The sequence below is a fragment of the Pseudomonas sp. LBUM1643 genome, assembly GCF_059716215.1.
In genome coordinates this window covers 6,010,067-6,031,342 of sequence record NZ_CP166813.1, presented here as the reverse complement: position 1 = coordinate 6,031,342, position 21,276 = coordinate 6,010,067, and the positions used below count along the sequence as shown (strand labels likewise).

General features: G+C 59.6%; 19 protein-coding genes. 11 read left to right on the top strand and 8 right to left on the bottom strand.

Annotated features, from left to right (window positions below; translation table 11 throughout):
* Nucleotides 1–66 precede the first annotated feature (66 nt).
* Entirely contained in the window at nt 67–1,239 is a 1,173-nt protein-coding gene (gene mltA / locus ACA063_RS27265; RefSeq protein WP_497664034.1) for a murein transglycosylase A, read from the bottom strand.
* 127 nt (nt 1,240–1,366) lie between these two features.
* Between mltA and ACA063_RS27260 the strand changes: the two genes are divergently transcribed.
* Nucleotides 1,367–1,816 carry a c-type cytochrome gene (locus ACA063_RS27260; RefSeq protein ID WP_497664033.1) on the top strand — a complete coding sequence of 150 codons (450 nt, stop codon included), beginning with the start codon at nt 1,367–1,369 and terminating at the stop codon, nt 1,814–1,816.
* A 50-nt stretch (nt 1,817–1,866) separates the two neighbouring features.
* Here the strand turns inward: ACA063_RS27260 and ACA063_RS27255 are convergent, their stop codons facing one another.
* From ACA063_RS27255 to ACA063_RS27240, 4 genes are all read right to left on the bottom strand, one after another.
* Entirely contained in the window at nt 1,867–2,262 is a 396-nt protein-coding gene (locus tag ACA063_RS27255; RefSeq protein WP_194691057.1) for a DUF1090 domain-containing protein, read from the bottom strand.
* Between the two features lie 99 nt (nt 2,263–2,361).
* Nucleotides 2,362–4,029: an NAD-dependent DNA ligase LigB gene (ligB, locus tag ACA063_RS27250; RefSeq protein ID WP_497664032.1), complete on the bottom strand. Its 1,668-nt coding sequence runs from the start codon at nt 4,027–4,029 to the stop codon at nt 2,362–2,364.
* A gap of 167 nt (nt 4,030–4,196) precedes the next feature.
* Nucleotides 4,197–5,387: a methionine adenosyltransferase gene (metK, locus tag ACA063_RS27245; protein ID WP_162436151.1), complete on the bottom strand. Its 1,191-nt coding sequence runs from the start codon at nt 5,385–5,387 to the stop codon at nt 4,197–4,199.
* 18 nt (nt 5,388–5,405) lie between these two features.
* Entirely contained in the window at nt 5,406–6,401 is a 996-nt protein-coding gene (locus tag ACA063_RS27240) for an ArsR/SmtB family transcription factor (protein ID WP_497664031.1), read from the bottom strand.
* A 260-nt stretch (nt 6,402–6,661) separates the two neighbouring features.
* Here ACA063_RS27240 and tkt point away from each other — a divergent pair, with 260 nt between their 5' ends.
* From tkt to fba, 6 genes are all read left to right on the top strand, one after another.
* On the top strand, nt 6,662–8,659 hold the full coding sequence (tkt, locus tag ACA063_RS27235; protein ID WP_497664030.1) for a transketolase: 1,998 nt from the start codon (nt 6,662–6,664) through the stop codon (nt 8,657–8,659).
* A gap of 170 nt (nt 8,660–8,829) precedes the next feature.
* Nucleotides 8,830–9,894: an erythrose-4-phosphate dehydrogenase gene (gene epd / locus ACA063_RS27230; protein ID WP_162436154.1), complete on the top strand. Its 1,065-nt coding sequence runs from the start codon at nt 8,830–8,832 to the stop codon at nt 9,892–9,894.
* A gap of 17 nt (nt 9,895–9,911) precedes the next feature.
* Nucleotides 9,912–11,075 (top strand): phosphoglycerate kinase, encoded by a 1,164-nt coding sequence (locus tag ACA063_RS27225; RefSeq protein WP_194691061.1) that lies wholly within the window; start codon nt 9,912–9,914, stop codon nt 11,073–11,075.
* Between the two features lie 34 nt (nt 11,076–11,109).
* The gene (locus tag ACA063_RS27220) at nt 11,110–11,331 is read left to right on the top strand and encodes a hypothetical protein (protein ID WP_497664029.1); all 222 of its coding nucleotides are present in this window, start codon (nt 11,110–11,112) and stop codon (nt 11,329–11,331) included.
* Between the two features lie 56 nt (nt 11,332–11,387).
* A complete protein-coding gene (locus ACA063_RS27215; protein ID WP_497664028.1) occupies nt 11,388–11,720 on the top strand; it encodes an MliC family protein in 333 nt (110 codons plus the stop codon).
* 290 nt (nt 11,721–12,010) lie between these two features.
* The gene (fba, locus tag ACA063_RS27210) at nt 12,011–13,075 is read left to right on the top strand and encodes a class II fructose-bisphosphate aldolase (protein WP_046045276.1); all 1,065 of its coding nucleotides are present in this window, start codon (nt 12,011–12,013) and stop codon (nt 13,073–13,075) included.
* A 238-nt stretch (nt 13,076–13,313) separates the two neighbouring features.
* On the opposite strand, the gene ACA063_RS27205 is transcribed toward fba, so the two are convergent.
* Nucleotides 13,314–13,982: a polysaccharide lyase family 7 protein gene (locus ACA063_RS27205; RefSeq protein WP_497664027.1), complete on the bottom strand. Its 669-nt coding sequence runs from the start codon at nt 13,980–13,982 to the stop codon at nt 13,314–13,316.
* Nucleotides 13,983–14,304: 322 nt separating this feature from the next.
* On the opposite strand from ACA063_RS27205, the gene ACA063_RS27200 reads away from it, so the two are divergent.
* From ACA063_RS27200 to ACA063_RS27190, 3 genes are read left to right on the top strand one after another with little or no spacing between them, the layout of a single operon-like run.
* Nucleotides 14,305–16,428, top strand: a complete 2,124-nt coding sequence (locus ACA063_RS27200; protein ID WP_497664026.1) for a putative bifunctional diguanylate cyclase/phosphodiesterase — start codon at nt 14,305–14,307, stop codon at nt 16,426–16,428.
* A gap of 46 nt (nt 16,429–16,474) precedes the next feature.
* Entirely contained in the window at nt 16,475–16,981 is a 507-nt protein-coding gene (locus ACA063_RS27195; protein WP_497664025.1) for a M48 metallopeptidase family protein, read from the top strand.
* A 53-nt stretch (nt 16,982–17,034) separates the two neighbouring features.
* Nucleotides 17,035–17,331 (top strand): winged helix-turn-helix domain-containing protein, encoded by a 297-nt coding sequence (locus ACA063_RS27190; RefSeq protein WP_162436161.1) that lies wholly within the window; start codon nt 17,035–17,037, stop codon nt 17,329–17,331.
* 133 nt (nt 17,332–17,464) lie between these two features.
* Here ACA063_RS27190 and ACA063_RS27185 read toward each other — a convergent pair whose 3' ends face one another.
* Nucleotides 17,465–17,917, bottom strand: a complete 453-nt coding sequence (locus ACA063_RS27185; protein WP_497664024.1) for a GNAT family N-acetyltransferase — start codon at nt 17,915–17,917, stop codon at nt 17,465–17,467.
* A gap of 167 nt (nt 17,918–18,084) precedes the next feature.
* Here ACA063_RS27185 and ACA063_RS27180 point away from each other — a divergent pair, with 167 nt between their 5' ends.
* Entirely contained in the window at nt 18,085–18,822 is a 738-nt protein-coding gene (locus ACA063_RS27180; protein ID WP_497664023.1) for a substrate-binding periplasmic protein, read from the top strand.
* Nucleotides 18,823–18,971: 149 nt separating this feature from the next.
* On the opposite strand, the gene yccS is transcribed toward ACA063_RS27180, so the two are convergent.
* Entirely contained in the window at nt 18,972–21,155 is a 2,184-nt protein-coding gene (yccS, locus tag ACA063_RS27175) for a YccS family putative transporter (RefSeq protein WP_497664022.1), read from the bottom strand.
* Nucleotides 21,156–21,276 lie beyond the last annotated feature (121 nt).

Sequence of the window (21,276 nt, the reverse complement as noted above, 5' to 3'; positions counted from 1 at the left end):
GACAGCGCCTACCAGGGATAGGTGCGTATCCCTGTAGGAGCTGGCGAAGCCTGCGATCTTTTGACTTTAAATTTTGTCAGCCACCTGAGGGACCTGCGGCAGCGCCGCGCCCTTAGGCCACAACATCCAGATCTGTCCCTGCTGTTTCATGTCCCCGGCCAACTGTCCGGCCGCTTCACCGGTGCCCCAGAACAGATCTGCACGTACTTCACCGGCAATCGCCCCGCCGGTGTCCTGAGCCGCTACCGGGCGAACCAGTGCCGTGCCGTCCGGTCGCGTTGTTGATAGCCACAGCAGACTGCCCAGCGGAATCACCTTGCGGTCCACCGCCGCGCTGTAGCCGGCCGTCAACGGTACGTTCAACGAGCCGCGAGGGCCTTCGTTGCTGTCGGGATTTCGGGTGAAGAACACATAGCTTGGGTTACTGCCGAGCAGTTCCGGGATGCGCAGCGGATTGGCCTTGGCCCAATCGCTGATGGCGCCCATGGTCACGTCTTCTTTCTTCAGCTCGCCTTGCTCCACCAGCCAGCGGCCGATCGGTCGATACGGGTGACCGTTCTGATCGGCATACGCAATGCGCAACTGGCGTCCGTCATCGAGCTGAATACGACCCGAACCCTGGATCTGCAGGAATTGCAGGTTCATCGGATCGGTCAGCCAGGCCACGACAGGTGCCTTGACCCCTTTGGTTTCAATGGTGGCGGCATCGTCGTATGGCTTGAGCACGCGACCTTCGAGGCGTCCCCGCAGGCGCTTGCCCTTGAGCTCGGGATAAATGCTGTCCAGAGAGACGATGATCATGTCTTCGGGCACGCCGTACACCGGGATGTTCGCCGCCGCGGTTTGCGTCAGGCTGCCGGGGTAGACCGGCTCGTAGTAGCCAGTGATCAACCCGTTGGGGTTGTCATTGGCGGCGCGCAGCCCGTAGACATCCAGGTGCTGTTTCAGGAACCCGCGAATCTCGTTGGCGGTTTGCGGCACATTGGCAGAAGCCGCGCAGGTCGAGCCCCAGACCGGGTCGGCCTTGAGCCGGTTGCAGGCGCTGCGCCATGAGCCGAAACCGGCGATCAGATCGCTGTCGGAGACTGCCGGCAGTGCTTCCCAGGTAGCGCTGGAATAGGTCGCCAGTGCGTGGGTTTTGGGGGTGTTGTTTTCGCCACCGGTGCAGCCCGCGAGCACGGCTACCATCGGAAGGGTCCAGGCCAGGCTGTGACGCCATGCCTTGATACGGCTAATCATGGAGTAATTCCTTTGACGGTTGCCCGAGTGCTCCATGCGCTCGAACAACCCGTATTGATAATAGGGCTATTGGTCTTTATCGATGACGCGAGGATACTGGCCGCCGTTCCCGTGACCTGAAGCCACCATGATTCTTAAAAGATTTTCAGTTGTATTGCTGGCCTGCCTGACGTTGTCTGCCTGCGGCGGTGTCGACCCGAACTCCCCACTGGGCCAGCGCAAGGCGATCTTCAAACAAATGCTCAAGACCGGCGAAGACCTGGGTGGCATGTTGCGCGGTCGTATTCCGTTCGACGGTCCGAAGTTCGCCGAGGGCGCCGTGAAGCTTGATGCGTTGTCCCGTGAACCATGGAAACATTTCCCGCAGGTGCGCGAAGAAGATCACACCAGCGCCAAGGATGATGTCTGGCAGAAACAGGCACGCTTCCAGGAAATGGCCCGCCACCTTGAAGCGGCCACCGGTGAACTGGTGATCGCCAGCCAGGTTCAACCTTACAAGGTGAGCAACCTTGGGCCGGCGGTGCAAAAAGTCGAAGACGCCTGCAGTGCGTGCCATAAAGAGTTTCGGGATCATTGATTAATTAAAAGATCGACCGCGTTCGGACGATCTTTTGATCTTGAACGATGTTACTTATCCAGCTCGTCCAGCGCTTCCTGCAATTCCTTGCGGGACTCGGCGAGTTTGTCTTTGCGCTTGTTGATCTTTTCCGGGTCGCCTTTTTTCATGGCCTTATCAAGATCCGCCTGACGCTTGCTGACTTCATGCTTGGCGTCGAGGACCTTGTTTTCCCGTTCCTTTTGCAGCGAGGCGTCGGTGCAATGAGCGGTGACTTCGCTGAGGGCTTTTTCCAGCCCGGCCTGCTGATCCGCGTTGCCGTGAGACTTGGCCAGTTCGATCTGGTTGATGATGCCTTGTTTCTTGGCCGCGCAACCGGTCAGGCCCGGGGCCTCTTCGGCGGCCATCAGTGGAGCAGCCATCGCACTGCAAAGGGTCAGCAGGGCGAGCGAAGAAAGAAATTTCATAAAAGCTCCATGTGCAGAGGCAAACGGGTCGAGTGGCGTCGGGCTGTTTGAGCCCTTGTCGACACTTTGGGTTCCCGGGTGGTTGGACATCGCCGGCTGCTAGAAACCGTCGATGCCCGCCATACGTAATGTTTCGCTCAAGGCCAGGACCTGCGGGTCGCGGAAAAAGGCGCTCAATTGCGCCGCGCGTCCCGGGCCGATACCGGCTTCAGCCTGCCATTGTTCGGTGTTTCGTTGCGCCAGCTCCTGCCATGAATCCGCAAGTACTGCCTGTCCCGTCGGCGGTAAACCCAGCGCTTTGAGCCAGTGCGAGAAGGGACGTTCCCGGGCACTGTTGAAACTGTTTAACAGACGAGCCGTGCTGCGCTCGCCGAAGCCGTTAATGTTAGCAAGCTCTTGAGCATCGAGGGTCAACCAATCCAACAGGTTGTTTAGACGGCCTGTTTCGAGAAGTTTCTCCCAGATGCCGGGGCCGACATGGGGCATGGCCAGTCCCTGCTTGCCGCTGAGCCAGGTCAGACGCGCGAGAAACTGACCCTCGCATCCCGGCGTGGGTTGCCAGCAACTGAGCTGATGAAAATCTGCTGCCAGCGGCACGGCCAACTCAACACGCTCGGTGCTGCGCAGCACAACGCTGTCCAGTCTGGGAATGGTCAGCCCCGCCAGACTGATGGACACCTGATCGCCGGGACGAATATCCATCTCCTCCCAGCGTCGCAGGGAGCTGACACTGACACGCTTGATCTGCCGGTCATCGAGCCAAACCGGTGCCAAATCCAGCACCGGTGTGATCCTCCCGGTCCGGCCAATCTTGAACTGAACCTTGCTCACCTCGGCCAGCGTCTGGGCGAATGGATACTTCCAGGCCACAATCCAGTAAGGCGCTTTGGCTTGCCAGCGATCCGCCGGGGGACGTTGCTCCTGGCGCAAGACGATACCGTCGCTGGTGAAGGGCAGTGGAGAGCGATACCAGTGTTCACGCCAGCGCTCGGCGTCGGCAAAAGCCCGGATCGGGTGGCTGAAGCGCGCCGTCCCCGGGAAACCCAATTTGTCCAGTGCCGCCAGGCGTGCGGGCAAATTGGCCGGGCCCTGTGGCCAATCCCAGACAAACAAACCGATACCCGCGGCAAGCTCAGCGCTCAGTTCCTTGCGGGCCATCAATCCGGCTACCGTGCCCCGTGCGTTGAGGCTGCCGGCCGTGGCCTGGACGTGATCGGTCAGGCGCCAAAAAAGCTCGCCTTGCAGCACCAGGTCCAGTGGTTGGCGCAGTTGCTGGGGGATGTCTTTGATCTGGCGAGCGGACGCCGTCCAATCCTGCCCTTTGACCCCGTCGCCACGGCTGATCGCCTGAGTCAGTTGACCGTTTTGGTAAACCAGCGTGACCGCCACGCCGTCGACCTTTGGTTGCACCCAGACATCGTTGCGATCCTTCAACCAGGCTTTGACGGCGCGTGCATCACTCAGCTTTTCCAGGCCGGTGTGGACGATGGGGTGAGCAACGGGGCCGCCAGCGGTGCGCAACGGTTTCGCGGGAGTGCTGAGGTTGAAACATTTACGCCACGTTGTCAGTTGCGCGAGGGATTGGTCATAGAGTTCGTCGGCAACAAGTGAACGGCCCTGGCGATGATAGGTGTCGTCCCATAGATCGATTTTTTTTTGCAGGCTGGTGATTTCAGCTTGGGCGCGGGGAGTGTGCCAGTCGGGGCATTCGGTGGCGTTGATGGCCATGCAGGAGAACGTCAGGAGGAAAGCGATCAATAAGCGCATCGTGAGCGTCCTTGCTCAATGGGGTGCTCAAAGATTAGTCAGTATTGCCTGGGTGGAAGTGTGGGTGTTTTGCCTGGTGTTTCTGATGCGACTCGGTGCCACGCGCACGTCAATAAAAAGCCCCACACGGCGAACCGTGCAGGGCTTTTGGTACCGCCGGGGAAGCTTTACAGACCGGCAGCAGCGCGCAGAGACTCGGCGCGATCGGTTTTTTCCCAGGTGAACGTGGTGAACGTATCGTCGCCCACGGTCTTGGTTTGCGGCGTGCGACCGAAGTGGCCGTAGGCAGCGGTTTCCTGATACATCGGGTGCAGCAGGTCGAGCATGGTGGTGATTGCGTAAGGACGCAGGTCGAACACTTCACGGACCAGGTTGATGATTTTTTCATCGCTGATCTTGCCGGTGCCGAAGGTGTTCAACGAGATCGACGTCGGCTGTGCAACGCCAATCGCGTAGGAAACCTGAATCTCGCAACGCTCGGCCAGGCCCGCAGCGACGATGTTCTTGGCTACGTAACGACCGGCGTAGGCTGCCGAACGGTCAACCTTCGATGGATCTTTACCGGAGAACGCACCGCCACCGTGACGGGCCATGCCGCCGTATGTGTCGACGATGATCTTGCGACCGGTCAGGCCGCAGTCGCCCACCGGGCCACCGATGATGAACTGACCTGTCGGGTTGATGTGGAACTGGGTGTCCTTGTGCAGCAGTTCGGCAGGCAGCACGTGCTTGACGATCAGCTCCATCACGCCTTCGCGCAGGTCTTTGTACGACACTTCCGGGTTGTGCTGGGTCGACAGAACAACGGCGTCGATACCGACAACCTTGCCGTTTTCGTAACGGCAGGTGACCTGGGACTTGGCGTCCGGACGCAGCCAAGGCAACAGGCCGGATTTGCGCGCATCGGCCTGACGCTGCACCAACTGGTGAGAGAAGGTGATTGGCGCTGGCATCAGCACGTCGGTTTCGTTGCTGGCGTAGCCGAACATCAGGCCCTGGTCGCCGGCGCCCTGATCTTCAGGCTTGGCGCGGTCGACACCCTGGTTGATGTCAGGGGACTGCTTGCCGATGATATTCATCACGCCGCAAGTCGCACCGTCGAAGCCAACATCGGAGCTGGTGTAGCCGATGTCGGTGATCACGTCACGGACGATCTGCTCCAGGTCAACCCAGGCCGAAGTGGTGACTTCGCCGGCGATGATCGCCACACCCGTTTTCACCAGAGTCTCGCACGCCACACGGGCGAACTTGTCTTCAGCAATGATTGCGTCCAGCACCGCGTCAGAAATCTGATCGGCGATTTTGTCCGGATGCCCTTCAGACACGGACTCGGAGGTGAAGAGGGAGTATTCGCTCATCTCGATGTTTTCCTGAATTTACCGATGGTGAGTGTCGCCAGGCGGTCGCTGAAAATGGCGGACCTGAATCTGGAAACCATTACGTAAGCCTACATAGAGGCTTTCCCCGGGAACGAGTCCCGCAGCGGTGGCCCAACGGGCCAGATCGTCCTGTTCAAACCCCAGCCAGAGATCACCGCAGGCCTCCTTGGCCCAACTCTGGTTGTGGCTACATAACTCTGTCACTAACAGGCTTCCGCCCGGTTTCAGCAAGCCGGCCATGTGCTTGAGCGCATCAGCCGGCGCGGCAAAATGGTGCAGCACCATGTTCAGTACAACGCAGTCGGCCTCTAGGCTGACGCCATTCAATGCATCGGCCAGCTGCAGGCTGACGTTAGCCAACGACTCGCGCTCGCACACCTGGCGCGCCAGTTCGAGCATTGCCGGGCTGTTGTCCAGCGCTGTGACCTGCGTAAAGCGGCGCGCCAGTTCCGGCAGGAAAGCGCCGTCACCGGGGCCGACTTCAATAGCTGTGGCGCCGTCGTTGAAACTCAACTTGTCGAGCAGGGCCACCACACTTTCGCGGTACTGCGGCAGGCCGGCAATCAAGTCTTGCTGAGCGCGAAACTTCTCCGCGACCCGTGAAAAAAAATCCTGGCTGGCCGCTGCTCGTTGGCCATGAACCTGGGCGATACGAGAGCGAACGTCCGCAGGCAGGGTCAGGTTGTCGACCTCTTCGAGCAAGGCGGCGTGCAGCTTGCCGCCTGGCAGGTCGGTGTGGGGCAGGGCGCGACGGTAGAAGATCGCATTGCCTTCACGGCGAGTCGCCACCAGCCCGGCCTGGGACAACACCTTGAGGTGATGGCTCATGCCCGATTGGCCCATACCGAAGATCTGCGCCAGTTCCAGTACGCCAAACGAATCGTTGGCCAGCGCACGCAATACATTCAGGCGCAGAGGATCACCGGCGGCCTTGCAGAGGGCCGACAGATCGTCGCAATCGTCATGTCGAATGGAAGGCGCGCGTAAATTCATAAGGCCGGCAGTCTAGTCACGGGTCGAAAACACCGCAAGGGCAATATCAAAAAGTTTTGATATTGCTCGATAGATGGCACTTCTGCGTGCCTGGTCCACTCTACAAACGAGCAGCGGAAAGGTTTCACCAACCGAAACCACCGCTATCCATGGGAAAAACGTCCCCGGATGACTATCTGTCATTGCCCCGAGGCCGGTCGGTGAGGGAAAATGCTCGCCTTTTTTCCGATTCGTTTTAATCAATCCCCAGGAGAACAGCGATGCCCAGCCGTCGTGAGCGTGCCAACGCCATTCGTGCCCTCAGCATGGATGCCGTGCAAAAAGCCAACAGCGGCCATCCCGGTGCCCCTATGGGTATGGCGGATATCGCCGAAGTACTTTGGCGTGACTTCCTGAAGCACAGCCCGAGCAATCCATCGTTCGCCGACCGTGACCGCTTCGTGCTGTCCAACGGTCACGGCTCGATGTTGATCTACTCGCTGCTGCACCTGACCGGCTATGACCTGTCGATCGATGACCTGAAAAACTTCCGCCAGCTGCACAGCCGTACGCCGGGTCACCCGGAATTCGGCTACACCCCGGGCGTTGAAACCACCACCGGTCCACTGGGCCAAGGCCTGGCTAACGCCGTCGGTTTCGCCCTGGCAGAAAAAGTGCTGGCGGCGCAGTTCAACCGTCCTGGCCACAACGTCGTTGACCACCACACCTACGTGTTCCTGGGTGATGGCTGCATGATGGAAGGCATTTCCCACGAAGTGGGTTCCCTGGCCGGCACCCTGGGCCTGGGCAAGCTGATCGCTTTCTACGACGACAACGGCATCTCCATCGACGGCGAAGTCGAGGGCTGGTTCACCGACGACACGCCGAAGCGTTTCGAAGCCTACAACTGGCAGGTGATCCGCAACGTCGACGGTCACGACCCTGAAGAAATCAAGACAGCCATCGAGACCGCACGCAAAAGCGAGCAACCGACGCTGATCTGCTGCAAAACCACCATCGGTTTCGGTTCGCCGAACAAGCAGGGTAAAGAAGACTGCCACGGCGCCCCGCTGGGTGACGCGGAAATCGCGCTGACCCGCACAGCGCTGAACTGGAACCACGGTCCATTCGAAATCCCGGCTGACATCTACGCCGAGTGGGACGCCAAGGAAGCAGGCCTCGCGGCTGAAGCCGAATGGGATCAGCGTTTCGCTGCCTACTCCGCTGCTTTCCCTGAGCTGGCCAACGAACTGGTCCGTCGTCTGAGCGGCGAACTGCCGGCTGACTTCGCTGAAAAAGCATCTGCCTACATCGCTGAAGTCGCGGCCAAGGGCGAGACCATCGCCAGCCGTAAAGCCAGCCAGAACGCACTGAATGCCTATGGCCCGCTGTTGCCTGAACTGCTGGGCGGCTCCGCTGACCTGGCCGGCTCCAACCTGACCCTGTGGAAAGGCTGCAAGGGCGTTTCGGCTGAAGATGCCAGCGGCAACTACATGTACTACGGCGTTCGCGAGTTCGGTATGAGCGCGATCATGAACGGCGTGTCCCTGCACGGCGGTCTGGTGCCTTACGGCGCGACTTTCCTGATGTTCATGGAATACGCACGCAACGCAGTACGCATGGCGTCGCTGATGAAGAAGCGCGTGGTGTTCGTCTACACCCACGACTCCATCGGTCTGGGCGAAGACGGCCCGACTCACCAGCCGGTCGAGCAATTGACCAGCCTGCGCAGCACGCCGAACCTCGACACCTGGCGTCCAGCCGATGCCGTTGAATCGGCCGTTTGCTGGAAACTGGCGCTGGAACGCAAGGACGGCCCTTCGGCGCTGATCTTCTCGCGTCAGAACCTGCAGCACCAGGAGCGTGACGCCGGCCAGATCGCCGACATCGCTCGTGGCGGTTACGTGTTGAAGGACTGCGAGGGCGAGCCTGAGCTGATCCTGATCTCCACCGGTTCCGAGGTCGGCCTGACCGTTCAGGCTTACGACAAACTGACCGAACAAGGTCGTAAGGTGCGTGTTGTTTCGATGCCTTGCACCAGCGTGTTCGATGCTCAGGACGCCGGTTACAAGCAAGCGGTTCTGCCGTTGCAGGTCAGCGCCCGTATCGCCATCGAGGCCGCTCATGCGGACTACTGGTACAAGTACGTGGGCCTGGAAGGTCGCGTCATCGGCATGACCACCTACGGCGAGTCGGCGCCTGCGCCTGCCTTGTTCGAAGAGTTCGGCTTCACCCTGGAAAATATCCTGGGTCAGGCTGAAGAGCTGCTGGAAGACTAAGCACGACGCGGCGGTTTTTATGACCGCCGCGGTCCCCTGTAGGAGCTGTCGAAGGCTGCGATCTTTTGATCTTGATCGTTTGGAAGATCAAAAGATCGCAGCCTTCGGCAGCTCCTACAGAGGTTGTGTTGTTAATAAGAATTCGTCTGCCTGCGTCCATCGAGAACCCCATGCCCCAACCGCGTCCCTACAAAGTTGCACTAAACGGCTACGGCCGGATTGGTCGTTGCGTCTTGCGTGCGTTGTTCGAGCGTGGCGAAAAGGCCGGGTTTGAAATTGTTGCGATCAACGATCTGGCCGATATGGCCAGCATCGAATACCTGACACGCTTCGACTCCACCCACGGGCGTTTCCCCGGTGAGGTGAAGGTCGACGGCGATTGTCTGCATATTAATGGCGTCTGCGTGAAGGTCCTGCGCAGTGCCACCCCCGAAGGCATCGATTGGGCGTCGCTGGACGTCGATCTGGTGCTGGAATGCTCCGGCGCTTACCACACCCGTGAAGACGGCCAGCGGTTCCTCAACGCCGGCGCGCCGAGGGTGCTGTTTTCCCAGCCGATGGCCAGCGAGGCCGATGTCGACGCCACCATCGTCTACGGCGTGAACCAGGATTGCCTGACGGGCGACGAGCTGCTCGTGTCCAACGCGTCATGCACCACCAATTGCGGTGTGCCGCTGCTGCGCTTGCTGGATAAGGCCATTGGCCTGGATTACGTGTCGATCACCACCATCCATTCGGCAATGAACGACCAGCCTGTCATCGACGCCTATCACCACGAAGACCTGCGCCGCACCCGTTCGGCGTTCCAGTCGGTGATTCCGGTGTCCACTGGTCTGGCACGTGGCATCGAACGCCTGTTACCGGAACTTGCCGGGAGAATTCAGGCCAAAGCCGTGCGGGTGCCGACGGTGAATGTGTCCTGCCTCGACATTACGATGCAGACCGCGACCGCGACGGACGCCACCGAGATCAACCGGATTTTGCGCGAGGCTGCCACCAGCGGCCCGCTCAAAGGCTTGCTGGCCTATACCGAGTTGCCGCACGCAAGCTGTGATTTCAACCATGACCCTCATTCGGCGATCGTCGATGCCAGTCAGACCCGGGTTTCCGGGCCCAAGCTTGTGAATATCCTGGCCTGGTTCGACAACGAATGGGGTTTTGCCAACCGAATGCTGGACGTTGCAGAGCACTATCTGCAAACAGCTTCTCCACTCTCTGCTTCTCAAAAGCCGTAACTCAGGAAATGCGACCCATGACCGTGTTGAAGATGACCGACCTCGATCTGCAAGGTAAACGCGTACTGATTCGCGAAGACCTCAACGTCCCAGTCAAGGACGGTGTTGTCACCAGCGATGCGCGAATCCTGGCCTCGCTGCCGACCATCAAGCTGGCCCTGGAAAAAGGCGCGGCCGTGATGGTCTGCTCGCACCTTGGCCGTCCGACTGAAGGCGAGTTCTCGGCCGAGAACAGCCTCAAGCCAGTGGCTGACTACCTGAGCAAGGCCTTGGGCCGCGAAGTGCCGCTGGTGGCTGATTACCTGGGTGGCGTCGACGTGAAAGCCGGCGACATCGTGCTGTTCGAAAACGTGCGCTTCAACAAAGGCGAGAAAAAGAACGCTGACGACCTGGCCCAGCAATATGCTGCCCTGTGCGACGTGTTCGTGATGGACGCCTTCGGCACTGCTCACCGCGCCGAGGGTTCGACCCATGGCGTGGCCAAGTTCGCCAAAGTCGCTGCGGCGGGTCCGCTGCTGGCTGCAGAGCTGGACGCATTGGGTAAAGCCCTCGGCGCCCCGGCCCAGCCTATGGCAGCCATTGTTGCCGGCTCCAAGGTGTCGACCAAACTCGACGTGCTGAACAGCCTGAGCCAGATCTGCAATCAACTGATCGTCGGTGGTGGCATCGCCAACACCTTCCTCGCTGCTGCCGGTCACCCGGTCGGCAAGTCGCTGTACGAGCCGGACCTGCTGGACACCGCGCGCGAAATCGCCGCCAAGGTCAGCGTGCCATTGCCGGTCGACGTCGTCGTTGCCAAGGAATTCGCTGAAAGCGCGACCGCGACCGTCAAGCTGATCGCTGATGTGGCCGCAGATGACATGATCCTGGACATCGGTCCGCAGACCGCGGCGAATTTCGCCGAGCTGCTGAAGTCGTCCAAAACCATCCTGTGGAACGGCCCGGTAGGCGTGTTCGAATTCGACCAGTTCGGTAACGGCACCAAAGTGCTGGCCCAGGCCATCGCAGAAAGCTCGGCGTTCTCCATCGCTGGCGGCGGCGACACCCTGGCAGCCATCGATAAATATGGCGTTGCCGACCAGATCTCCTACATTTCTACCGGTGGCGGCGCATTCCTCGAATTCGTCGAAGGCAAAGTGCTGCCGGCCGTTGAAGTCCTGGAAAGTCGGGCCAAGGCCTGAGGCGGTTCATTTGACCAGGAAAGGGAGTGTTCACATGGTCAAGACGTTAGCGCTGTTGATCGTCGCGGGTTTACTGGCGGCTTGCGGGAGTAACCCGAAAGCCACCCCGGAACCTGCTCCGTCCGAGGTGGAGAAAGGCTGCTACCAGGCTGACTGGCAGGCGGAAACCAACCCGGTGATCAACAAGCGTTCCGGGCCTGATGGCCTGGACAAATACGAGACACAGACCCCCGCCAAGGAACGTGGTTGCCCTTGACGGGTCTGACTCATTACTCAAGGCCGGCGGCGTGCGCCGTTGGTCGAGGAGCATGGATGAAAGGTTTTATCGCCGTCATGGCGCTGGCTCTGCTGGCAGGTTGCTCGAATTTCAACCTGTTCAACAGTTCAGCCCCAGCGGACAACTGGACCACCTGGACCTGCGACAGCCAGGCCAAAGTGGTATGGCGCTATGCTGATGCTGCGCGCGAGGAAGTCGATGTGCGGCTTGGCGGCGCCGACCAGGTCTATCGTCTGAAGCAGGAACCCGGCGCGTCGGGTTCGCTGTACAGCAACGAGATGCTGGCGTTTCACATCAAAGGCGAGGAAGGCCTGGTTTACTGGGTCGCCACCAATGATTTGATTGGGCGGGGTTGTAAGGCGCAGTAGAAACGCCAATCACAGGCTTTTGTGGCGAGGGAGCTTGCTCCCGCTGGAGCGCGAAGCGGTCCCAAAGCCAGTCGACAGGGTATTTCAGAATATCGCGTCAACGGTTTTCGACTGCTTCGCAGCCGAGCGCGAGCAAGCTCGCTCGCCACAGGGTTCTTCGTCACACACAGGTTTATGTAGTACCGAATTCGCAGCCCGGGCCAACCCCCGATCTGCAATAACTTGAATAGCCGCCGCCGCTACGGCAGGCTGGCACGATTAACGACCCTAAACCGGGAGAGACATACACAATGGCACTTATCAGCATGCGCCAGATGTTGGACCACGCAGCCGAGTTCGGCTACGGCGTTCCAGCCTTCAACGTCAACAACCTTGAGCAGATGCGCGCCATCATGGAAGCCGCTGACAAGACTGACTCCCCGGTGATCGTCCAGGCTTCGGCCGGTGCTCGCAAATACGCAGGCGCCCCGTTCCTGCGTCACCTGATCCTGGCGGCAATCGAAGAATTCCCGCACATCCCGGTGTGCATGCACCAGGACCACGGCACCAGCCCTGACGTCTGCCAGCGTTCCATCCAGCTGGGCTTCAGCTCGGTCATGATGGACGGTTCCCTGGGCGAAGACGGCAAGACGCCGACCGACTACGACTACAACATCCGCGTTACTCAACAAACCGTAGCCCTGGCTCACGCCTGCGGTGTTTCGGTAGAAGGCGAGCTGGGCTGCCTGGGTTCGCTGGAAACCGGTATGGCCGGTGAAGAAGACGGCATCGGTGCAGAAGGCGTGCTTGATCACAGCCAGATGCTGACCGACCCGGAAGAAGCGGCTGACTTCGTCAAGCGCACTCAGGTCGACGCCTTGGCGATCGCCATCGGCACCAGCCACGGCGCCTACAAGTTCACCAAGCCGCCTACCGGCGACGTGCTCGCGATCGACCGCATCAAAGAAATCCACAAGCGAATTCCAAACACTCACCTGGTCATGCACGGTTCGTCTTCGGTGCCTCAGGACTGGCTGGCGATCATCAACCAGTACGGCGGCGACATCAAAGAAACCTACGGCGTACCGGTTGAAGAAATCGTCGAAGGCATCAAGCACGGCGTGCGCAAGGTCAACATCGACACCGACCTGCGCCTGGCGTCCACCGGTGCGATGCGTCGCCTGATGGCCACCAATCCGAGCGAGTTCGACCCGCGTAAATTCTTTGGCGCTACCGTCACTGCGATGCGTGATGTTTGTATCGCTCGTTACGAAGCTTTCGGTACCGCAGGCAACGCTTCCAAGATCAAGCCGATCTCCCTGGAAGCGATGTACCAGCGTTACCTCAAAGGTGAGTTGAACGCCAAGGTCAACTAAGCCTCAGCGTCAATCAGCACCCACAAAAAACCCGCAGCGATGCGGGTTTTTTGTGGGCTGACATTTGCCCCTGTAGCAGCTGCCGAGCCCGCGAGGCTGCGTTCGAGGACGAAGTCCTCGCCAGATAGTTAAGCCCGCGTTACCCCAAAGAATGCGGTGTCGGTTTACGACTGCTTCGCAATCGAACGCAGCCTCGCGGGCTCGGCAGCTGCTACAGGGATCGGGTGCGATTTGGAATTTACTTATCGTGATCGATATCCAGCTTGCTGAACGTCACCTTGCCGCCTTCGCTGGTGTAACCGGTGTGATCCTGAACATACACCCCGGCCTTGAAGTACAGCGGCTTGTCTCGCCAGGTCTTGCTGATATCAGTGTCCCATTGATAGCCCGCCGCGCTGATGCCTAACGCTCCGCCGGGACTCAGGTGAATCAGGTAATTGAATTGCTGATCCAGCTTCACCCCGGTAGCGATGGTGATGACTCGACCTTCACCGTCGTCGGGGTGCATGCGCACTTTGGCGACGATGTTGCCTGACTGCGTGCTGGTCTTGTACTGATACTCGACCTTCACCATCGGCTTCTGGCTTTCATAGGCATGAATCTGACCGATAACGATCTTGCCCGAGCTTGGCACCTGATTCACCGCCAACGTAGCGCGCAGGGAGTTGTCGGCGTCCGGGTAAAGCCAGTTGCGCAGGGTGCCGTTGCTGTAGGTTTCGCGAAGTTCAGTGCGGGGGTATTTCGCGTTTTCAGTTTTGGAGCCAGTGACCGGCGACCAGAAAAACAAGGTACCGGTATCGGAATGGAAGTATTGATCCTTGAACCCCTTCACCAGTTTTGCAGTTTCAACGGTGTAGGGCGGGTTGCCGACGGGAACGCTGAGGTTCCAGGTTGCGAGATCGATCATAGACAAAGCTTCCACAAATTTTGCTGCACGCACGTGCCAGAAGCTCTAGCACGCGCCTTAGAGGGCGGTCTTTATAAGCGCAGAAGGCAACATTGTTAACGTCGAACTGACAGATGGATGACGTCAAAATCCTGTTAAAAGGCCATCTTCCCCGATTTTAGCGGCCTGTAGGCGCGACCGTTAGTCGGCGAATTAACGCTTTCGTAGAATGATGGCGCTCTGACAGCTACTGCTTTCCTGGATCCAGGTCTAGAGTGAGGTCTTGGTAATTGTCCGGTTTTTACCCAAAACCGGCCTGACTCCCCGAACAAAGAGAAGCAGCATGGAATGCGGGCAACTTACGCCAGGTGAAGGCAAGCCTATCCTGTTAATCGTTGACGATTACCCTGAGAACCTCGTCAGCATGCGTGCGTTGCTGGAGCGTCAGGACTGGCAAGTGATGACCGCGCTCTCGGGTTTCGAAGCCCTCAGCCTGTTACTCGAACACGATGTCGACCTGGTGCTGCTGGACGTGCAGATGCCCGGCATGGACGGCTTTGAAGTCGCACGGCTCATGCGCGGCAGCCAACGTACTCGCCTGACGCCGATTATCTTCCTCACTGCCAACGAACAGTCCCAGGACGCCGTGATCAAGGGCTACGCCAGCGGCGCGGTGGATTACCTGTTCAAGCCGTTTGACCCGCTAATCCTTAAGCCCAAAGTCCAGGCGCTGCTTGAACATCAGCGCAATCGTCGCGATCTGCAACGCCTCAGCCACGATCTGGAAGCCGCACGCGCCTTCAACGCCTCGGTACTGGAAAACGCCGCCGAAGGCATTCTGGTGGTCGGTGAGGATGGTCTGATCCAGTTTGCCAATCCGGCCATGTCACGGATGCTCAGCGCCACGGTGCAAGAGCTGCAGGGCAAGGAGTTCTTGGATTTTCTGCAAAAACCGCACATTCCGATCTGGGCCGATTCCGAGTGGCTGGCCGGTTACAAACGCGGTGAGACCCTGCGCCTGCACGATGCGCTGCTGCGTACCGCGCCCAATCAACAGGTCCCTGTAGCCCTGTCCTGCGCGCCGTTGCCGGCCGAGCAGCGCGCCATGGTCGTGACGGTGCTGGACATGTCGGTGGTGCGTCATCTTCATAAGCAACTGGAGTTCCAGGCTGTCACCGATCCGTTGACCGGGCTGCTCAACCGGCGGGGGTTTTATCAAACGGTTGAAAACCTGTTGCTGCGTGGCGAACGATCCGACGGTGCCTGGGTGCTGTTGTACCTGGATCTGGACGGCTTCAAGCGGGTCAACGACTCACTCGGTCATGATGCTGGCGACCGGGTGCTGCGCTGGGTCTCCGAGCAGTTGAAAGGCTCGCTGCGGCCCCTGGATGTGCTTGCGCGTATGGGTGGCGACGAGTTTACGGCGTTGCTTGACCTGGAATTTCCCGAGCAGGCGGCGAAGATTGCCGAGAAACTCATCGATCGAGTCTCGGCCTGTCAGCAAATCGAAGGCCTGGACATCGCGCTGGGTGCCAGCATCGGCATCGCCACCTTCCCGGACTGCGGTTCCAATCTGGATGGTTTGCTGCGAGCGGCGGACATCGCCATGTACGAAGCCAAGCGCGCCGGCCGTCAGCAGTACCGTTTCTATGACCATGAGATGAATGGCCGCGCTCGCTCGCGATTGATGCTGGAAGAGAGCGTGCGCGACGCCATCGAGAATCGTGATTTCAATCTGGTGTATCAACCGCAGGTGTCCATCGCCGATGGACACCTGCGCGGCTTCGAGGCCCTGCTGCGCTGGCAGCATCCGAGCGTCGGCGATGTCCCGCCCGGGTTGTTTCTGCCCTTGCTGGAAGAAGCGCAGCTGATCAGTCGTCTCGGCAGCTGGATTTATCAGCACGGGGCAGGGCAGCGCAAGGCGTGGGAAACCGTATTTGCTTCGGATCTGGTGCTGGGCGTCAGCTTGAGCAGCACCCAGTTCGGCATGCCCCACCTCGTCACCGAATTGCGCCAGGTGCTGGAGCGCCACGGTTTGCAGCCGCGCTATCTGGAAGTCGAGGTGACCGAAGAAGCGTTGGCGCAAAACCCTGAGGAAACCCGCAAGCAGCTGCGGTTGCTGCGCAATCTTGGCGTGCGGGTGGCGTTGGATGATTTTGGATCTGGCGCATGCTCGCTGTCCTGCTTGCGCGACCTGGAACTGGACACGCTGAAAATCGATCGGCACTTGATTGCGCGGTTGCCGCACTCCTCGCGGGATGCGGCGCTGGTGCGAAACGTGATCGACTTGTGCAAGCAGTACGGGTTGCTGATCATTGCCGAGGGCGTCGAGACCGTTGCGCAATATGAATGGCTGCAAGCCCATGGCTGCGAGTACGTGCAAGGATTTCTGGTGGCACAACCGATGATCGCCGAGGAAGTCATCGACTTCGTGCAGCCGTTTGACTGGAACGCGCTGACCCTCTGAATTCGCTACACTGGCGACCTTTTCGTGATTGATGTTGCCCGCCCCGATGACCGCGTTGAAATACCTCCAGGCCTATCCCGCAGCATTGCAGGACCAAGTACGCCAACTGATCAGCGAAGGTCGGCTGGGCGATTACCTGAGCCAGCGTTACCCCGAGAAGCACGGGGTACAGAGCGACAAGGCGCTGTACACCTACGCGCTGGACCTCAAGCAGGAATACCTGCGTAACGCGCCGGCCATCGATAAAGTGCTGTTCGACAATCGCCTGGACCTGACCCACCGCGCCCTCGGCCTGCACACCACCATTTCCCGGGTGCAAGGTGGCAAGCTCAAGGCCAAGAAAGAAATTCGCGTGGCCTCGCTGTTCAAGGACGCACCCTCCGAGTTTCTGAAAATGATCGTGGTGCATGAACTGGCGCATTTCAAAGAATCGGATCACAACAAGGCGTTCTACAAGCTGTGCGAACACATGTTGCCGGGGTATCACCAGGTGGAGTTCGATCTGCGGGTGTACCTGACGTGGCGGGATATGCCAGCGCCCACGGGCGCGTAGGAGCTGCCGCAGGCTGCGATCTTTTGATCTTCCAATGAATGCGGGGTAAATGGATGGACGTTAGCAAGACCAAAACCAGTTTCTACCGCCGGCTATACGTGGCTTACCTGATCGACAGTGGGCTGGCCAGCAGCGTTCCTGCATTGACCGAGGTCACCGGCATGCCTCGGCGCACGGCGCAGGACACGATTGCTGCGCTGGCGGATCTGGACATCGTGTGCGAGTTCGAGCAGGAAGAGGGCGCGCGCAATCATGCCGGGCGCTATCGGATACGCGAGTGGGGGGCGATTGATCGCGGCTGGATCGAGCGTAATTTGCGGCAGGTGAAAGCCGTGCTCGAGTATCCCTGAATTTGCAGTGTTCGGTCTGACGCCATCGCGAGCAGGCTCACTCCCACATTGGAATGCATTGTCCTTTGAGACAGTCTCAGTAGCACATTTGAAATGCATCCCTGCAGGAGTGAGACTGTTCGCGATAGGGCCCTCAAGGGCGACGCATCCCGATATGCGCAATTCCGTCTTCCATGTATTCCTCACCCGCCACGACAAACCCGTACCGCCCGTAGTACCCCTGCAGATGAGCCTGGGCTGACAGATAGATCGGCACATCCGGCCAGTGCTTTGCAGCCTGTTTGAGCGCCTGGGCCATCAACTCATGCCCGAGCCCGGTTCCGCGTGCCTGAGGGGCAATGATCACCCGGCCGATCACCACGTCACCGCCCTGAAGCTCCGGGTCGAGCAAGCGCAGGTACGCCACCAGGCGATCTCCCTCCCAAGCCATCAAATGGCAGGTGTCGCCTTCCAGGTCCTGACCATCGATGTCCTGATACACACACTTCTGCTCAACGACGAAGACCTCCGCCCGCAGTTGCAGAATGGCGTACAGCTGCTCTTTGCCCAAATCGCTGTGGTGTTTGCACACCCAATCAATAGTCATGTCCACATTCCTTGATCAACGTCGCCCGATACTAAGCTCCCTGATGAAAGATGTCTTTATGGCGGTCGAATCTGTGACAAAGGCCAAAATGCCATCATTCATTTCGCGCGGGATTGTTTTCTTTGTGTAATCTTCGATGACAGTCCGCCCGCCAAGGATTTTCCAGCATGCCGCGAGTGCATCGAGCCTTTGCTTTGATTGGATTGCTGTTGCTGACTCAGAGTGCGGTGGCGGAAAAGTTGCGACTGGTCGCCGATGCCTGGCCCCCCTTTACGGACGCCACGTTGATTAACGGCGGCCTGGCCACGGACATCGTCAGTACCGCATTGGCCCGAGCCGGTTATGCCAGCGATTTCGAGCAAGTGCCCTGGGCGCGAGCCTTGCTCGGCATCGGCGAGGGGCGTTACGACGTGCTGGTGAATGCCTGGTACAACCAGGAGCGCACCCAGCTTGGTCAGTTCTCGGGCGAATACCTGCTTAACCGGGTGCGCTTTCTCAAGCGCAAAGACGTCGCCATCGAGTACAACAATCTGCAGCAACTGCACACCTACCCGATTGCGGTTGTGCGCGGTTATGCCTATTCGGCGGCATTTGATGAGGATGCGTCGCTGCAGAAAGTCCCGGTTCACAACTTCGCCATGGCAGTGCGCATGGTCGCGGCCGACCGGGTCAAGTTGACCCTGGAAGACGAATTCGTCGCGCGCTATTACTTGTCCAGGGAATCTTCAAAAGTGCGCAACGCGGTGGAGTTTCTGCCCAAGCCACTGAGCGAGAACAGCCTGCACATACTGGTCAGCCTGAAGAATCCCAGGCATGAACAGATCGTCGCGGGATTTGATCGCGAGATCGCGGCGATGAAAGCCGACGGAAGTTATGATCGGTTGATGAAGCAGCATGGGATGTGAAATCGCGTACAGAAGCACCTGTAGCAGCTGCCGAAGGCTGCGTCCGACTGCGAAGCGGTCGCTCTCCAGGCGCTGTGATGTCGGCTTGAAAATCGGGACCGCTTCGCGCTCCAACGCAGGCTTCGCCAGCTGCTACAGGAAGCTATCCATCACTGCGCGCTGGTATCCTTGATGAGGTGCGCCGCCAACGTCCGCAACGGCCCAAGCTGTCGGCAGATCAACGCCAGCTGTGTCTGCACCAACCGCTGCCCTTCATCGATTTCATCCGGCATCTGCTCAAGCTCGTTGGCCAGTGCCTCTTCCTCATCGCTCTGAATCGCGATCGGTGTTTTGTTCGCCAGGCCTTGGGCGATCTCGTCAATGCTGGCGGCCAGTTTCACCCCGGCCCCCTCAATCAAATGCTCTCGAATGTCCGCTGGCAGCTGCGTCTCACGGTGCGCACCCAGCCCAGACAAATAACTGAGCAAGGTGTGCGACAGCACCAGGAAACGAAAGCCCACGTCCGCCTCCTTACGGAAATGGCCCGGCTCCATGAGCATATTGGCCAGCGTCGTCGACAGGGCTGCGTCGGCGTTGTGGGCGTTGCGTCGCGCCAGGCGGTAGGCGAGGTCGTCGCTTTTGCCGGCGGCGTATTGCTGCATGATCTGGCGCAAGTAAATGCTGTTGCACGTCAGGGTGTTCGCCAGCACTTTGTTCAAGCGTCGTCCCTGCCAGTCCGGCAGGAACAGGAACACGGCCAGACCGGCAATCAGACTGCCGAGCAAGGTATCGAACAACCTTGGCAGAAACAGCCCGTAGCCATCGCCCACCTGGTTGAAGCAGAACAGCACCATCAGCGTGATCGCGGCGGTTGCCAGGGTGTAGCGGGTAGTGCGGTTGATAAAGAACACCACCCCGGCGGCAATGGCGAAGCACGACTGAACCAGTGGATTCGGGAACAGATCGAACAGCGCCCAGGCCACTGTCAGGCCGATGGCGGTGCCGATGATCCGCTGGCCGAGTTTGCGTCGCGTGGCGCCGTAGTTCGGTTGGCAGACAAACAGTGTGGTGAGGATGATCCAGTAACCCTGGGACGGGTGAATCAAATGCACCATGCCGTAGCCGATGCTCAGCGCGAGGGGCAATCGCAGGGCGTGGCGGAACAGTAAAGAGGTCGGTGTCAGCTGCGTGCGCAGACGAATCCACACATCCTTGAGGCTGCGTGGCGAGCGGTCGAGCAAGCTGCTGTCGGTGGCGTCCGCCAAGGCATCCGGGTTGCTGGCATCGCTGAGCAGTCGGTCGAGGGTGCCCAGGTTGGCCGCCAATGCCCGCAATGAACGCAACAGGCCACGCCAGGCCGGATTGCTCTGGCCGCGCAAGTGTTCCAGGGAGGCGTCCAGGTCACTCAGTGCTTCGGCGAAACTGGCGTCGTAGATGAACGGCTGGCGCATCTGGATCGACTCGGCCAGTGCTCGACAGGCTTTGCCCTGTTGGCGCAGCAGGCGCTGACAGCGGAACAGCACGTCACTGTGGAAGAAGGCCTCGGCCAGCGCGTTGTAAGGATAGTGCGAGGAGCTGGCGCGTTCGTGGATGTCCTGAGCGAGGAAGTACAGCTTCAGGTAGCGACTGACTTTCGAACCCGGTCGACCATTGCCGACCCGGTGCAGAATGATTTCCTTGGCGGCGTTCAGTGCGGCAACCACGCGACCATTCTGTTGGGCAAGTTCCAGGCGGCGCGCTTCCACGTCCATCTGACGGATCGGCTCGAACAGCGATGATTTCAGCTTCAGGTAAAACCCCAACTCCCGAAACAACCGCGCCAGGCTCTGTTGCACCGGCTGATTGGAAAACATCGCCTGCCACAACACCGACAGCAAGCCGTACCAGGCGGCACCGGCGACCAGCAGCAGCGGCTCGTGCCAAAAGTCAGTGACCGCGCCACCGCGCTGGTCCACGCCGATCATCGTGTAGACCGACAGGATCAGTGTCGCCGAGGCAATCGCACCGTAGCGCTCGCCCAGCGCGCCGAGCATGGTCAGGCCGAAGCTCGCCAGTGCCAGGGCGATGACGAAGACGATGGGGTAGGGGAAGAGCAATTCGACGGAGAGCGCGGCGACGCTGAAGCACACCAGCGTCACGGCCAGCGCGTTGAGGCGACCTTGCCAACTGTCGTCGGTCTCGGCCAGGGCACTGGCGATGATCCCCAGGAACAGCGGGATCAGCAGTCCCATTTCATCCTGATACCAACACAGCGCCATGCTGCCGGTCAGGGCGATGAACACCCGCACGCTGTAGCTGAATTTATCCAGCGCCCAGAGGCGACGCAGAGACTGATGAAGTGGGGTCGATGACATGAAGTGCGAAGGCCTTCCGAGGCAATGCCGCTAAATTGAGCCAGTAATGACGTCGACGCAATGGCGTCGATCACATCTGGCAGCAAAATTTGTTCCTTCTTTGGCAACCGCGCTCTTCTGT